Annotated in this window: 8 protein-coding genes; 3 read left to right on the top strand and 5 right to left on the bottom strand. The window is 46.3% G+C overall.

Annotated elements, in window-relative coordinates; all coding sequences use genetic code 11:
- Positions 1-15 precede the first annotated feature (15 nt).
- The 4 genes from HHL16_RS05905 to HHL16_RS05890 form a co-directional block, all read right to left on the bottom strand.
- The gene (locus HHL16_RS05905; protein WP_169424207.1) at positions 16-3,219 is read right to left on the bottom strand and encodes a SusC/RagA family TonB-linked outer membrane protein; all 3,204 of its coding nucleotides are present in this window, start codon (positions 3,217-3,219) and stop codon (positions 16-18) included.
- Between the two features lie 368 nt (positions 3,220-3,587).
- A complete protein-coding gene (locus HHL16_RS05900; RefSeq protein WP_169424206.1) occupies positions 3,588-5,078 on the bottom strand; it encodes a RagB/SusD family nutrient uptake outer membrane protein in 1,491 nt (496 codons plus the stop codon).
- A 23-nt stretch (positions 5,079-5,101) separates the two neighbouring features.
- Positions 5,102-8,266 (bottom strand): TonB-dependent receptor, encoded by a 3,165-nt coding sequence (locus tag HHL16_RS05895; RefSeq protein WP_169424205.1) that lies wholly within the window; start codon positions 8,264-8,266, stop codon positions 5,102-5,104.
- Between the two features lie 697 nt (positions 8,267-8,963).
- On the bottom strand, positions 8,964-11,306 hold the full coding sequence (locus tag HHL16_RS05890) for an MMPL family transporter (protein ID WP_169424204.1): 2,343 nt from the start codon (positions 11,304-11,306) through the stop codon (positions 8,964-8,966).
- A gap of 183 nt (positions 11,307-11,489) precedes the next feature.
- Between HHL16_RS05890 and HHL16_RS05885 the strand changes: the two genes are divergently transcribed.
- Entirely contained in the window at positions 11,490-13,793 is a 2,304-nt protein-coding gene (locus tag HHL16_RS05885; RefSeq protein WP_169424203.1) for a two-component regulator propeller domain-containing protein, read from the top strand.
- A 6-nt stretch (positions 13,794-13,799) separates the two neighbouring features.
- The gene (gene recO, locus HHL16_RS05880; protein WP_169424202.1) at positions 13,800-14,540 is read left to right on the top strand and encodes a DNA repair protein RecO; all 741 of its coding nucleotides are present in this window, start codon (positions 13,800-13,802) and stop codon (positions 14,538-14,540) included.
- A gap of 9 nt (positions 14,541-14,549) precedes the next feature.
- Here the strand turns inward: recO and HHL16_RS05875 are convergent, their stop codons facing one another.
- Positions 14,550-15,743, bottom strand: a complete 1,194-nt coding sequence (locus tag HHL16_RS05875) for an amidohydrolase family protein (RefSeq protein WP_169424201.1) — start codon at positions 15,741-15,743, stop codon at positions 14,550-14,552.
- 76 nt (positions 15,744-15,819) lie between these two features.
- Between HHL16_RS05875 and prfA the strand changes: the two genes are divergently transcribed.
- A complete protein-coding gene (gene prfA / locus HHL16_RS05870) occupies positions 15,820-16,884 on the top strand; it encodes a peptide chain release factor 1 (protein WP_169424200.1) in 1,065 nt (354 codons plus the stop codon).
- The last annotated feature ends 390 nt before the right edge of the window (positions 16,885-17,274 follow it).

Below are 17,274 nucleotides of genomic sequence, written 5' to 3'. Positions count from 1 at the left end.
TGCAATTTTTTGAGATTAGAATTTAACTCTGAGACCAACCGTGAGCGTTGACAAAGGAGCATAACGATAAGTGTCGGAACCTCCATTTTCAGCTGTAGCGGGGTTGAGACCTGCTCTTTTGGTTTTCAGCCATAAATTATCTCCGGAAATCCAAACCGAAGCATCAGTTAGCATCAGCTTGCTGATCAATGAAGCAGGGAATGTATAACCCAGTCGAATATTGTTCAGCGCGAGGTAATTGGCCTTAGTCAGGAACCGTGTTGAAGTAGAAACCACATTCAGGTTGTTACCATTGGTAAGTCTTGGTACATCGGTGATGTCGTTTGGTTTCTGCCATCTCTTCATCATATCTTCATGCCAGTTGTTCTCACCAACAATTCCATCGGCCATGAGACCTGCATATGCATCATCGTATGCATATCCACCAAAGCTGTACAGCATCTGAACTGCCAGATCAAATCCTTTGTAACCTGCAGTGAGGTTTACAGCGCCTCTGATCTTTGGAAGAGCAGATTTGCCAACATAGAACTGGGTTGCCTGTGAATAGCTCTTGGTTGTTGTTTTTTTGATGGCATCTGCCTTATCAGGATTTTCTGCATTGAATTGCGTCAAAGAAGCGATTCTTTCTCCAGCATCCATTTTGCCGTTGTTGTTGGCATCATTGTAGAAGGTAGTCCAGGTAGAAGAACCATCTGCCGGATCTACACCAACAAACTCACGCATGTAGTAATCATAAATGGAGTGGCCCTTACCCCAACCCATTCTGCCTTGAATGTCGATTGTTTTTTCCTTGCCGGTTGTAAGATCAAGCGGCATCTCAGTGATCTTGTTTTTGAAGATCTCTGCGTTCACACCAAGATTAACGTAGTAATCTTTTTGCTGAAGGATGTGTCCGGTAAGATCAATTTCGAGACCCTGGTTTCTCAGGTTTCCACCGTTAATGCGGGTAAGTGCATAACCGATAGAAGGTCCTACTCTTCTGTCGAAGATCAGGTTATCGGTGTTCTTGATATAGTACTCAAGTGAACCCGTCAGGAACTTTTTGATCTTGAACTCGGTACCCACCTGGAAGATCTTTGATTTCTCCCATGTGAGATCTGGGTTGCCTTTTGAATTAAAAGAGAACGCTGGCTGATCATTCAGGTTATCGATATTGTAGAGATCGTAACCAGGATAATAACCAACACCCGCCTGATCACCCACCAGACCATAGCTGGTTTTCAACTTCAGGTATGTGAAGATATTTTGCTTATCCATGAAATCTTCGTTGCTCACAATCCAGCCTGCGCCGATGGAACCGAAATTGCCCCATTTGTTTTTACGGAATCTTGATGAGCCGTCTCTTCTGAAGCTTCCGCTCAGATAGTAAGTTCCTTTGAAATCATAGTTGATTTGACCGAAGTAACTTTCGAGCCTGTATTGCTCAGTGAAAGATGTTGTAGGGCTGGTTACTACAGCATTGTTGAAGTCTTCGGAGATATTCTTCACCATGTTGTACTTGGAGAGCGTGGTTGTTACCAGCTTCCAGTCTGTATTTTCATGAGCAGCCAAAGCTTCGAAGTTGTGATCTCCGAATGATTTGCTGTAGCGAAGCATGTTCAGCACATTGTAGTTCAGTAACTCAGTTTTTCTGCTGAAAATTGAACCATTCTGACTTGCAGAAGATCCAAAGTACTTATTGCTGCGATTGATGAAGTTATTATTGTAGTACTGTACACCCAGGCGAGTCTCGAAAGACAGGTTCTTTGTGAACTTCAGTGTCAGTGCAGTAGCACCGTTCAGTTCATTTCTGTCGTCATTATGTGTATCGTAGTTAGCATCGGCAATGGCGTTTGTCTGACCTGCAAATCTTCTGCGTGTTCCACCATAGTCGTATTCAAAACCACCAAACTGAGGTTCAGTAATATTGTTGCCGTCTTTATCTTTTTTGAAAAGAGGATAGATCGAAGGCATATTGTCTACAAACCAGAAAACGCTGTTGGAATTGCTACCCTGACCATTGCTTTGTCTTTTTGAATTGGCATAAGAGAGGTTCATTGAACCAGTCAGCCATTTCTTGATCTCATGGTTAACATTCAGGCGGGCAGACAATCTTTTGTAGCTGGTGTTGATGGAGTAACCAACATCATTAAGGTAACCCAAACCAGTATAGAAGCTGGTTTTAGCATCACCACCACCCATTTTGAGATTTACTTCCTGACGGTTGCTGGCAGAAAATGCATAATCTTCCCAGTTTTCAGGAGTGTATTTTCTTTCTACGCCAGGTCTTACCTGTTTTGTAACAGGATCGATCAGCTGACTGCCATCTGTTACCTTCCACATATTGTAGAAAGAACCCAAACCAGCAGCGCCAAAAATATTATCATTAGCGTATTGGATAGGATCGGCTTCACCATAGAGCTCACCTTCACCAACCAGACCTTCCCATCCGAGTGCAATATATTGCTCAGGATTCTTGATCACTTTGTAACGCGGGATCATCGATCTGTTGGTGCTAAGGCTTCCATCAACTTCAATAAACCCTTTGCCTTTTCCGCTTTTTGTGGTGATCACAATCACACCGTTTGCGCCTCTCGCACCATAAATGGCAGTAGCAGTCGCATCTTTCAGAACAGTAGTCGACTCAACGTCCGCCATGTTAATGGCGTTGATGCTTCCTGTGTAAGGAATTCCGTCAACAACATAAAGCGGGTTTCTGTTTCCGTTTACAGATCCGAAACCGCGGATACGAATGGTAGCTTCAGTACCAGGCTGGCCAGAAGGGTTGATCACACGAACACCAGCTACCTCACCGGCTAATGCCTGCGATACGTTAGCTACGCTCTTGTTCTCAAGCCTTTCACTTTTCACCACGGTAGCAGAACCTGTGTAAGCTTGTTTGGTTGTTTTACCATAACCAACCACCACAACTTCCTGCAGCTGCTTCTCTTCGGGCTTCATGATTACGGAAATATTTGTCTGGGAACCGATGGCTACTTCCATTGAAGCCATGCCAATTGCCGAGAATACCAGCGTTTTGGCGTTGTCGGGCACAGTGATGGAGTACACACCCTCTTCATTGGAAGTTGTTCCGGATGTTGCACCCTTAACTGTAACTGAAACGTTAGGAACGGGTGCAGACTTTGCATCCGTCACCTTCCCCGAGATGGTACGGGATTGAGCCGAGAGTTGCCAGGACAATAGCAGGAAAGATGCTACGAGCAACAGCATTTTTCTCATGTACGTGAGTTTATGTTTTAGAATAATCATGTAACGGTTACGCGTATTCGCAACCTGTTAAACCGCTAAAAGGAGGGCAAATATATACGGATAGTTGCATAACAAATCAATTTTTTTAGCAAAGAATTAATAACTGCATTTTCTTTTTTTAATATTCTACCCACTTACCGTTGATTTTTTATGCACTACTTTTCCCCTTTTCTGCAGAAACATCATACCTGCATTACCGATTGCACAAGCAACAGAACCTGCGTCCACAAAGCGTTTCACGCGATCATATTACTCACTGGCACATACGAAAATAAAAAAGCCGCTCATTGCTGAGCGGCCTGGGCTGTTGGAAAGATTGATATAACTGAAAATTTAATTTACCTGTTGTCTTCCATTTTTGTATTCAGCAATAACTCCTGCGCGGATATCGGCCAGATGTATTTCAACTCGGTAGGAGGCACTGCCGGCACTCCGCCTTTTGCCGGGAAAGTGAGGCCCAGCCTCATTATATCAGGACTTCTTCTTCCCTCTCCCAAAAACTCGATGCGACGTTCGATCAACAATTTGCTTATCATGTCATCGAAGTCTAGTGGAGTAATAGTAGTAGCTGGATCCGATCTTTGTCTAACCGCATTGAGCAATGCAGTAGCACGCGCATTCAATGCAAGATCTTTTCTTACCAACGCTTCAGACAGGTTTAACAGCACTTCAGAATATCTTATCACCGGTACCCAGTCTGTATATGGACTACCCACAGAATATTTGGTCAGCCATTTTGCTTCGGAAGGTTTGCCAGCATCGGATGTATAGATCTGATTGCGGCGGATATCAGAAGCCTTCCACTCAGCGCTTTTGAAAATGCCATCAGGTTCCAGGCTGAGCCTGTACTCGATTCCATTCACTGCTGCATTGAAATAATATGCCAGCTGATTCTGCGTGCCGGGCGCTTCAGCTGCCGCCATCGGCATGGAAAGAATGGATTCCAAATTTTCGTAAGTTTTAAAAACACTCAGAAAATCTGCCTGCATTTTATGGGGCGTGCCGGAAGTTGCAGAGAATGGAGCAACATCCTGCGCAACAATCTTGTTGGCTTCCCGGATTACATCCTCATACTTTCTCATGGAAAGATAAACGCGGGTTTTGAATGCAATGGCAGTGTTGCGATGTCCTCTGGTGGTGCTCAGATTAAGGCTCCATGCTTTAGGATCACCCGGTTTATTGGTGAGATATTCCAGCGGGAGATTCTGTTCTGCATAATCGAGATCCTGAATCACCTGATCATAGATCTGAGCAACAGTGCTGCGCGCCATAGAATAATCAGCTACTTTTTTGTTGCCTACCAGTCGCAGCGGAAGGCCAGGTTTACTTCCGTTTCCATCCCAGTACGGACGGCAATACAATTGCAACAGGCTATAATAAGAAATAGCGCGGAGCATTCTTGCTTCAGCAATATAATCCAAAGCAATGCTGTCTCCGATCACTGCTTTTCCTTTTGCTTCCATGCCTTCAATGAAGAGATTGGCGAGATTGATCACGTTGTAAGCCTGACTCCAGAGTCCCTGCACTTCCTGCGCTGTATTGGTGAGCGAGAAGTTCCAGGTGGATGTGCCCGTTACAAGATTCGATCCGTTGTTGATGAAATCTTCCCCGCGGATATCATTGTATATAACATAACGTCCGCCGTAGAATTGCCCGCTTTTGAAGCTTGCGTAAATGCTGCGGATCTGATTGCTGATACGATCCTTGGTATCGAATGCTAAACTATCGATCAGTGATGTGGGCGGAAGCGGCTCCATCAGGTCTTTCTTCATGCACGAAGTGCCACCGAGCATGCTAACCACCAATGCTATGATAAGTAGATGTTTCATACTTCTTTTTTTAATTGAGTCAATTAAAATCCAATGCTTATACCGGCTGTGTAAGTGCGCGCATTACCTGCCTGGTTGCGATCAACCCCAGGGTTGGCCGCATTGTTACCATTGGTAGATACTTCAGGGTCAGGTCCGGGATAATCGGTGATCATCGCGAAGTTCTGCGCACTAACGTATACCCTTACATTGCTCAGCTTGGCTTTGGAGATCAGCGATTTTGGCAGAGAATAGGTGAGCTGTACGTTGCGCAGCTTAATGAAATCGCCTTTGAACACATTGATGTCAAGCGGCATGGTTGAGCCATTGGAGATATTATCGCCATACATCACTTTAGGGAATTTGGCTACATCACCGGGCTTTTGCCAGCGATCGAGAATGTCGTCCTGATTATTCCAGAAACGTTGATCGTGCAATCCGGAATTGGTTCCGTAATAGATATAGGCTCCGTATTGATAGGTAACCATCACATCCAGATCAAATCCTTTGTAAGAAAATGTATTGTTGAGGCCACCCATTTGTTTGGGAAGTGCGTTGTATAATGGCAAGCCATCATTGGGAGAGAGTGATGGCGCAGGAGAACCGTCGGCATATCTCCAACCCTGCGCATCATGACTGTACATTACTTTTTCTCCTTTTGCATTGAAGAAGATTCTTCTTCCTGAACCAGGATCTACACCTCCGGTGCGAACTACACGCAGTGTTCCCACTGAATATCCAACCTGCGTTGAACTTACAGATTCACTGGTGGAAGCTCCTGCAGGAGTGGTGGTGATGATCTGCGTGAGTCCGGGAGCCAACTCCGTTACTTCATTTTTGTTGATGCCGATATTGAAGGAGGTTGTCCAGGTGAAGTCTTTTGTTTTTACCGGAGTGGCATTGATGGTGAGCTCATATCCTTTGTTGTACAGAGATCCAACGTTCATGCGAATGGTATTGCCGGGAATACCTGCCGATGGAATCTGCGGTACGCCAAGAATCAGTCCATCCACATCGTTTTTGTAATAGGCAAACTCAACATTTATTCTGTCGTTGAATACGCCGAACTGCAGACCCACATCGAGTTTCTTACTGGTTTCCCAGGTAAGTCCAGGATTACCGATATCAGTGAAGCCCAGTGTGGGGTTGCCACCATATAAGCTGGCTGAATACAGGTTGTAAGATTCGAAGTTTCCGATACCGCCGATATTACCTACAGTTCCGTAGCTTCCTCTGATTCGGAAGTTGTCGAAGATCTTATCGAGACCAGCTTTGGTGAAGAATTTCTCCTGAGACATTTCCCATCCGAGAGAAAATCCGTAGAAGGTTCCTTTTCTGTTATTGAAACCAAGACCTGAGTATTCATCCTGACGAACATTGGCAGTGAGGTAATACTTTTCATCATAATTGTACTTGGCACTCGCAAACATGGAGTAGAGATAGTTCTGTCCGAGCACAGGGCTTGAGTTTTGGTTAACTGCCCATCCACCGGACTGAACATTTGTGAAGTATGGATCGGGCACCCCTGTTCTGTTGATGCCATATCCTGTGGAGTTGGACACCTGTTCTTCAGAACCTACCAGCAATTGAACAGTGTGTTTATCATCGAACACCTTATCGTATGCGAGGGTGTTGGTCCATACACCACGTTTGGTCTTATAGAAGATGCCGTAAGCCTGGCCTCTGGCTGCGTTTCCTTCGCCGGAGTTCTGATGCCAGAAAATATCATTGTCCACATTGATGTAGTCGATGGCATACAAGCTGCGGAAAGTGAGCCAGGGGAAGGGTTTCACCTGTCCATAACCACTGGCAGTAACGTGATTCACTTCGGCATTGCCTCTGTTGAGATCGAGTGACGCAAGTGGATTGTAATAACCGAGATTGGGGATCTTGTTGTTCATTACACCCAGCGCTCCGTTGCTTGCCTGGTTGTAAGATCCGTCGGGATTGTAAGGTCCAACATTTGGAGGAAGCACCAGACCAATACGACCGAGACCTCCGGTGGCGAAGGCTTCTCCAGGCAGCGAGCCAGAGCTGGTTGCAGAAATATTCTTTTCGTTGGAGTAACTGATCTTACCGCCAACATTCAACCATTTGGTTACTTTCTGATCAACATTGAAGAGTACGTTCATGCGTTTGAACGCGTTCTTTCTGATCACACCTTCCTGATCGGAGTAACCGATCGAAAAGTAGTAACTGGTGTTGTCGTTTGCACCAGCAACGTTTACAGTGTGGTTATGAGAAAGACCGGTGCGATAGATATAATCGAACCAGTTTGTTTCGATAGGTTTTCCGTCTTTATCATTTGTTCGCGCGAAATAAAAATCTGTTTTGGTATTGGAAGGATCGTTATCGAACTGGCCTGTATTCTTCAGGGCTTCGTTCTTGATATCGGTGTACTGCTGTGCATTCAGCAGTTTGGGCAAACGCTGCGTCTGGTTCCAGCCAACCCATCCGTTGTAATTGACTTTTGCTTTTCCGGGTTTGCCTTTTTTGGTGGTGATGAACACAACGCCGTTGGCAGCGCGGCTTCCATAGATGGCAGCTGATGCAGCATCTTTGGCAATATCTATGGATTCGATATCAGCCGGGTTGATAGAAGAAAGGGCATTGCTCGATGCACTGGAAGAACTCACGTCGCCAGTGAATACCGGAATACCATCCACTACCACCAATGGATAGGAGCTCAGCGAAATGGTATTGGTACCACGAATTCTGAATACGGGTGGATTGTTGAGCACACCGTTGGGAACCGAGATCTGCACACCTGCGGCGCGGCCGCCAAGCGCTGCTTCAAAACTCTGAACAGGTTTTTCAGCAATGGCCGCTCCTTTAACCGAAGCAACCGACCCGGTAAGATCTTTTTTCTTCAGTGTTTGACCATAACCTACTACCACAACTTCCTGCAACTCCTTATCGGCCGGCTTCAACTGAACAGACAGTACAGTTTTGGTTCCGATTGCCACTTCCTGCGGCGCCTGGCCAACCGAAGTGAACACCAATATTTTTGCTGAGGAAGGAACCGGGAGTGAGAAGCTGCCGTCTGCAGCTGTGGTTGTTCCGGTGTTCAAACCTTTGATGATAACGGAAACATTGGGGATTGGGTTTCCTGTTTCATCCGTGACTTTACCCGTGATTGTACGGGTTTGCGACTGGGCATACGCAATGGAAAACACTGCTGCCAGTAGCAGGGCTAGAAATTTTCTCATTTGAGTCAGTTTTGGTTTTGGTCTGATGTTTTGCAAACGGGCATTTTCAGTCTACAGACTGCTTTTTAATACCCGTAAACAGTCAATTCAAGATAAGATTAATGAGCAGTATTTTGAAAAAAATGCTGCTCAAATACAGGTAAATTTCTACCAAAACCATACATCAATCAAAAGTGCTATTGTTTATAAATCATTTACATATTTACTATTTATCGAAGATAAATTGCATTCATGATAAACATAAGAAATAAAAAGGGCGCGCCTGGAAAGGCACACCCGCTTATAATTCACGCACTAAAATGATTGATTGAATTGCTTCAGCTGTATCGGCAAACACCTGCATACGCACACCAGCCCTTCAACACGTTTGCATAAAAAAACGGCTGAAACACAGTACAGAAAGGCCTTAACAGGCAGTCGCCTATCAGACACAATACATCGAAAGTTTTATCGGATTGAACGGAATTACCTGCATGGGTATCCCGAAAAACAGAAAACACAGGGAGAGCCGGAGCGCTCAATGGCTCCGAAGTATCAGGCTTGCTTACAAAGCCCGGCAAGAAGTTACCCGAATACAATACTGCAGACAGCAGTGATTGCTTCTTTCTCATGTGACGTTAGTTTGATTTCCGGGAACGTATCACAATTGTTGAGTAAACCCAAAAGCAGCAATACGTTTCCGAAAGTCAAGATAACTTTATTTTTTCACTAACGATAATAAAAGTGCAGGTAAAAATATAAGATTTGTCAGCGTAGCCAACACCAGCGTCATGGAGGTAAGCCATCCCAGCGCTTTTGTTCCGCCAAAATCGCTGAGGCAGAAAATTACAAAACCCGCTATCAGCACCAATGAAGTATAAATGATGCTGATACCTGTTTTATGAATGGTGTCCACTACAATCTCCCTGGAGGTTTTGGAACTCAGCTGCAACTCCTGTTTGTAGTTCACCAGAAAGCGTATGGTGATGTCGATGGCTATCCCCAGCGCTACGGAGAAAACCAGTACAGTTGATGGTTTGATAGCTACTCCTGCCCATCCCATTACTCCCGCTGTGATAACCAGTGGAATGATATTCGGCACCAGCGAACAGATGAGTATGCGCACACTGCGGAAGAGATAAAGCATGCAAAGCGCTATCAGTCCGAATGCCCAGAGGATACTTTCTTTCAGACCATTGATGATGAAAGAACTTCCTTCGAGGAAGGTTACCGTTGTTCCGGTGAACTGCACATTGTATTTGGCGGTATCGAATATCTGTTTGCTGTATTGGCTCAGCGAGTCGATGATCACCGGCAATCGTTTGGTGCCTACATCGGCCATGTTCACACTGATTCTTGCACGCTGGCGCGTGCTATCCATAAAGGTGCGAACAATGCGTGTGAAGTTGTTTTGCTTTCCGGTTGAATCTGCGTCTTTACTGCCGAGGTACTGTGCAAGAAAAGCGATGTCGAATGAGTTGGGCAATCCGTAGCTGGCGCTGTCTCCTTCGTAATATGCCTGCCTTGCGAATTTCAATCCTTCAACAATGGAGAGCGGCCTTGCCATCTCCGGATGATGCGCAATAAACTGGCTCATGGAGTCGATCTTCTCAAAATGCTGCAATGGACTCACGCGAAGTCCATTCTTCTTTTTGGTATCCACTACAATTTCCAGCGGCATCACTCCTTTGAAATGCTTCTCGAAAAACTTCAGGTCGGTATAGATCTTATCGGTCTTGGGAAGATCGTCTACGATGAAACCTTCGGTACGCAAACGGAAGATGCCAGCCACTGCAACAATCAGCACAATACCTGTTACAATGTAGATCTGGCGCTGATTGTGGAGACTCCATACTTCGAGTTTATCCAGTAAGCGTTGCAGCCATTTGTTATCGAGATACTTTGTATGCCTTGGTTTTGGCGCAGGCAAAAAGCTGAGTACTGCAGGAATGAGTATGATGGAAATAAAGAACAGCGCCATGATATTGATACCAGCCACTACACCAAACTCTTTCAGTATCGCACTCTTGGTGAGTGCAAACACCGCAAAACCGATGGCTGCTGCAATATTGCAGAAAAGCGTTACCACCCCCATGCGTTCGATCATCAGGTGGAGGGCCTTGAATTTTCTTTCTTTCACCGGCATCGATACATCCGTATCATTGAAAGCCGTATGGAATTTATTGAGGAAGTAAATGCAGTTGGGAATACCTATCACCACTACCAATGGCGGAATCAATGCGTTCAGCAAAGAGATCTTATATCCGCACCATTCGATTGTTCCGAGACTCCACACCACTCCAATTATCACTACCGCTAACGACAACACCATCGCCGATACGCTTCTGAAGAACAGCAGCAGAATCACGGCGGAAAGGATAATCGATCCCAGCAAAAACCACTGCATTTCCGACGCAACTTTAGTGGCCATATTGGTACGGATCAGTGGCAGACCGCTGTAATGCATCTCAACTCTGTGTTTCTTTGCAAACTCTTCTCCGGCTTTTACGATCTCGGCTACCACTTCATTACGGGCCTTTGAATTCAATACATCTTTATTGATGCGGATGGCCATCAGGTAAGTAGAAGTGGAAGGATTGTACAGCAATCCCTGATAGAAAGGCAGACTGAGAAAAGCAGCTGCGCAGCTGTCCATCTCCGATTGAGACATCGACCTGTCTGGAAATACCGGTGCAGCATTCAGCTTCTCCGATTCGGCATCTTTCAGCAGATTGGCGGCTGCAGGTACGCTCAGCACATCTTCCACGGCTTTCACTCCGCGTACTTTTTTCACCAGCTCTGCGTAGTCGTTGAAGAATTTATGATGAAAGAAATCTTTCGTTTGTACACCGATCACCATCATATTGCCATCTTCCCCGAAGAGCTGACGGAATTGCTGGTACTCCTGATATTTAGGATTGTCTGTGGGGATGGCCCTGGTAAATTCATAGCTCAGTTGCACTTTGGATGCGTGATATGCCATCACTGCAGTTGCTGATACCAACAGGGCGAGTAAGATCCAACGGAATTTCAACACCACTCTGGCAATGGTTCCCCACATAGAAAAGATTTTTATGAGATAAATTAAGCCGGGACAAAGAAAACCAATATTGTGAGATTCGCAAAGAAGAATTGATTCAGACAGCATTACGCCGGGCGTTGCCACCACACACCCCCGGATTTCCAAAGCAACAAATGCTACCCTGCCGCTATGGGTTTGCTCTTTTCCTTTGTATTTTTGACTATGACATGCCGGCAACCCTTATTGGGAATCCTTTACCTGCTTATTCATTCCACTGTTGTTGCGCAGCTTCAACCGGTGGGACAATGGAGAGATCACCTCCCATACCACCGGGCAATCGCCGTAACGGCACAGCAATCCACTATCTGGTGTGCAACTGGTTTCAGCGTTTTTTCCGTTGATCTTTCAGATAAATCCATCGAGCGGTTCAGCCGCATCAGCGGTCTCACCGAAACCGGCGTCAGCGCTATCGGAGCCGATGAAACAGGAGATCAGCTGGTGATCGCCTACAACAGCAGCAATATCGATGTGCTCCGCGGCAATGTGGTGAAGAATATTCCCGACATTAAGAACTCCTCTGTCTCAGGCAACAGAAGCATCCATCATATTTTTGTGAAACAGCAGAAAGCCTGGCTCAGCACCGGCTTGGGCATCATTGTACTCGATCTTGCAAAACATCAGGTGAGCGATACCTGGATCATCGGTAACAACGGAGAAAAGATCAGTGTATTCAACACCATTACTGATGCTTCCTATTATTATGCATCCACAGAACAAGGCTTGAAACGCGCACCCGTAAACGGCGCCAATCCCGCCGATTACAGAAACTGGGAATTGTTATCAGGGAAGGATGGATTACCTGCAGGCCCTGTTCAATCTGTGAACATACTCAACAATCAGCTGATTGCGCAGCAGAATAATCAATTGTTCATCTGGAAGAACAACAGCTGGAATCTTTTCTGGCAGGATGGCTGGAATATCCGTCAGGCAAGGGTTTCAGAGAACAAACTTCTGCTCAGCGAAACAAACGGAGCGTCGGCAAGAGTGCTCGTGCTCGATCAATCGGGCACTGTAGAAACCACTTTGCAGCAAGCTGATTTTATCTCTGCTCCTTTGCAGGCCATCTATTCAAAACAACAATACTGGATCGCAGATGAAGTGCATGGATTAAGTGCAGCATCGAATCCATCATCCTTTGAATTGTATGTTCCTGCATCACCGGCTTCGATCGCTACCGGAGCCATGCAGGTGCAGAACAATACATTATGGGTAGCCGCCGGCAGCGTGAGTTCGCAATGGGAACCATTGGGCAACCGCAACGGCCTTTATCGTTTCAGCGACAATACATGGACCAATTACAATGCTGCTGCGGGAAATCTTCCGGACAGCATCAATGATATTATCGCAATCGCTATCGATCCGAAAGATCAGTCGGTGTGGGGAGGATCGTTCGATGATGGCCTGCTGCACTTCGGCGACAAGCAACCTCTCTCTGTTCTCAAACAGCAGTCGCCCATTCAGCCTGCTTACTTCGCCACAGAAAGCTATCGCGTAAGCGGACTCTGTTTCGATGCCTCCGGCAATCTCTGGGCCGGCAACTACGGAGCTCCGGGAGAACTGCTGGTGAAAAAAGCGGATGGCAGCTGGAAGTCGTTCACCATTCCGTTCCCTGTTGGCGAAAACGCAGTGGGGCAGCTGATTGCAGACGATTACAATCAGATCTGGATCATCGCTCCCAAAGGCAACGGGCTCTTCTGTTTCTCTTACGGGAACAATATCGACAACCCGGCAGATGATCAATGGAAATGGTACCGCGTTGGTCGTGGCAATGGCAATCTGCCCGACAACAATGTGCTCAGCATCGCCAAAGACAAGAGCGGATTCATCTGGGCAGGCACATCAAAAGGAATCGGCATTATTCAATGTCCGCAGGATGCCACCACCAATACCGGATGCGAAGCCATCCTTCCTGTAGTTCAATCGGATAATTTCGCAGGCTACCTTTTCCGTGATGAGCAGGTACAATCCATGGCCGTTGACGGAGCGGACAGAAAATGGATCGGAACAAAAAACGGCGTCTGGCTGATCAGCTCCGACGGTGCAAAAACTATATTCAGATTTCATGCGGGCAATAGTCCACTCGTGAACAACGATGTTCAACAGATTGCCATCGACGGAAATTCCGGCGAAGCATTCTTCTCTACCCCCAGTGGCATCTGCTCGTTCAGAAGCACTGCTACCGAAGGTGAATCAGTCAATAAAAATGTACTCGTATTTCCCAATCCCGTTCCTCCCGGATACAATGGCAGCATCGCTATCCGGGGACTGGTGAACAATGCCATCGTAAAGATCACTGAACCCGACGGCAGACTGGTTCACCAGACCCGCGCATTGGGCGGACAAGCCATCTGGAATGGCCGCCACTACAATGGCAGTGCCGTTTCATCGGGCATATATCTTGTACTGGTTACCGATGAAAACAAGAAGGAGCAAATGGTCACCAAAATTGTTTTCATCAAAAAATAAGTCCCAATGACTATTCATCATACAAAAGGCATTGTGCTGCGGTCGGTGAAGTATGGCGAAACCAGCGTGATTGTAACTATTTACACAGAGCTGTTCGGAACACAGAGTTATATCGTGAATGGAGTACGAACCACTTCCAAAAAAGGAAGCAGCAAAGCGAATATGTTCCAGCCCGGTGCATTGCTCGACATGCAGGTGTACCACAATGAGCTGAAGAACCTGCAACGCATCAAAGAATATCGCTGGGCGCATCTCTATCAAAATATCTTTTTCGATGTGATGAAGAATGCGGCAGCGCTCTTTATGGTGGAGCTGTTGCAGAAAACGTTGAAGCAGCCGGAGGCCAATCAGGATTTGTATCTTTTTATTGAAGATGCATTCATTCACCTCGATGAAGCGAAGGGACAAGCCATCGGAAACTTCCCGCTTTTCTTTGCACTGCATCTTGCCACCATCTACGGTTTCAGACTGAACGACGAATACACGTCCGAAGCGCATTACCTCGATTTGCAGGAAGGAGAGTTCACATCCGAACATCCGGTGCATCCGCATTTTCTCGATAATCCTTACAGTTACATCACCTCACAATTGCTGAAAGTGATGCACCCCGAAGAGCTGAATCAGATTCCATTGAATCAGGAAACAAGAAGGGTATTGCTGCATGCCTTCCAGACATTCTATGTGTTGCATGTGCCTGATTTCGGAACATTGAAAACATTACCGGTTTTACAGGAAGTACTTTCGTAAATCGAAGGATCAGATCAAACGCTTTGCTGAGGCGGTTTTCAGGCCGTCGGACAAATTTTCGATCAGCACCACTCCCGGTTTCTTTCCTTTCTCAAAACTTCCGATGATACCATCCAGCTGTAAAGCTTTTGCGCCATTAAGCGTAGCCCATTGTAATAATTCTACTAATGGAATATGAGGAAAATGATGCGCGATGGTTTTCACTTCTTCCAGAATACTTAACTGGTGATTGGAGGAGAGACTGTCCGTACCCAATACAACAGCAGCATTGTTTGTGCGCAGGAGGTCGATATCAGGGAGACCGTTGCCGATATAGAGATTGGCATTAGGGCAAAGACAGAAGAATAAATTTGATTGTGCAGTTGCATCACTCTTCCATTGACCGGTACCTGTGATCCATTGCAGGTCTGAGGCCCCAGTTTTTACATCATGCACCAATATCATCGACTGATTGGCATGCAATGCAGGCAATATCAGTTGTGGACTTTGTTTGCCGGAAGGCTGATAAAAAGATAGATCTATTCCAAGAAACCCGTAGAGTCTTGTCATGGGGCCGGTGCCATCGAGTAAGAATTGTGCTTCTGCATCGCTCTCCTGATTATGCAGACTCAGCAGTTGGTTGCCGGGATGATCGGCAATCAGTTGCATCAATGCTGCCGACACAGAATAAGGCGCATGCGGCACAATGGAGTTATGGCCGGGAAGCTGTGCTTCAAACTGATCGAATACAGATTTCGCATGAGCGAAACGTTGTGCAGCAGTAGCGGGAATGAAGCCCATCGTTTCGATGAAATTATGCCAGTGGAGGCGGCTGTCTGTTTTTTCAGAAATCGTATCTGGGGTATTGCAGATATCGCCTACGGCTTCGATACCATCATTCCACATATCGGCAGCAGCGGCGGATACGGCGGATTGCACTTCGGGTTGCGGGAAGTTCCGTTGTTTCATCACCCCCAATAAAAAATCTACCATGCCGGTTCCCGGTTGAATGCGGCCTTTCATATGGCTGAGTTCGAGGTGGCAATGTGCATTTACAAAACCCGGACTGAGTAAGCCATTGAGTACCTGCACATCGTCCCCGGCTTCGGAGGCGGGCACAATGTCTTCGACCCAACCTTGCTCTGTGGTTATCAGCACTTCTCCGCCATCCAGCATGCGGTTGCCCGTAAATAATTGGTCTGCTTTGAATTTTCGGTAAGCCATATAAACGGTGAATCGATTAACTTTGCCGTCCTTTCATCCGGAGGAAATCAATTCCGGGCGTAAAAATAATGTAATCATGTTAGACAAATTAGAAGCGATCGCTGCGCGGTTTGAGAATCTGGGGGTGGCCTTAACCAACCCTGAGATCGTAAGCAATAACCGGAAATTCATGGAACTCAGCAAGGAGTACAGGGGTCTGGAAAAGATCGTTCTGGCCCGCACGGAGTACATTACTCTGCTGAACGACCTTGAAAGCTATCGCGACGCTCTGAACGGCAATGATGCCGAACTCCGTGAGCTGGCAAAAGAAGAACTGCCTGCACTGGAAGAAAAGAAAGAAAAACTGGAAGCACATATACGTCAATTGCTGATTCCAAAAGATCCGCAGGACGAGAAGAACTGTATTCTGGAGATCCGTGCAGGTACCGGTGGCGACGAAGCCAGTCTCTTTGCCGGCGACCTGGTGCGCATGTACCTTCGCTATTGTGAAAAACGCGGATTCAAAACTGCCGTACTCAGCGAAACAGAAGGAACCGTGGGCGGATACAAAGAGGTGCAGGTAGAAGTAACCGGAGATGATGTGTACGGCACGCTGAAATTCGAGAGCGGTGTTCACCGCGTGCAGCGCGTTCCCGACACGGAAGCATCTGGCCGTGTTCACACATCTGCTGCAACGGTAGCCGTGATGCCGGAAGCAGAAGAAGTAGACGTAGAAGTGAAAGACAGTGATGTGAAGATGGAAACTGCGCGAAGCGGTGGTGCGGGTGGACAGAACGTAAACAAGGTAGAAACCAAAGTGATACTTACCCACCTTCCTACCGGAACGGTGGTGATGTGCCAGACAGAGCGTACACAGCTCGGCAACCGCGAAAAAGCGATGCAGATGCTCCGTACCAAACTCTACGAAGAGGAAGTGCGCAAGCAGGAAGATGAGATTGCCCGTCACAGAAAAAGTCTCGTAAGTTCCGGCGACAGAAGTGCAAAGATCCGCACCTACAATTTCCCTCAGGGACGTGTAACGGATCATCGTATAGGCATGACCGTTTATAATCTTGACGATGTACTGAGTGGCAGCATTCAGGAGTTCATCGATGCATTGCAGTTTGCTGAAAATGCAGAAAAGCTTACCAAACCGAATTAAACAATACCCTTTCGTTTACGGGTTAGTGATAGTGGAGAAATGCATACCAGTATGGCATTTCTCCATTTTTTTTAGACAAGGTGACAGTATAAACCACATTGTTACCGATGTTTAATATTATTTTAATCGTAGCACTGTTCGTAGATCACGGAAAACCAGTAAATGCAGGCGCATTTAAAATGAATGGATTGTTAACATTTTGAAAAAACACCTTCGAAACCGAGGAAATATCGGCTACTCTTGGTTCCTTTGTGGTGTCAAAAGAACAACGCTCTTTGCAGATCCAGCAGAACAGAATAAGTAGGAGGTTAACCCTTCTTTAACGGAGAAGGTTATACTAATGGCATTGGATTTGCGTTATAAAAAATGAGTAGTTCTTAAACTCACATA

The sequence above is a fragment of the Pseudoflavitalea sp. G-6-1-2 genome (assembly GCF_012927185.1).
Classification (GTDB): domain Bacteria; phylum Bacteroidota; class Bacteroidia; order Chitinophagales; family Chitinophagaceae; genus Pseudobacter.
The sequence above is the reverse complement of the archived record's forward strand: the minus strand, read 5'-3'. Positions and strand labels throughout refer to the sequence as shown.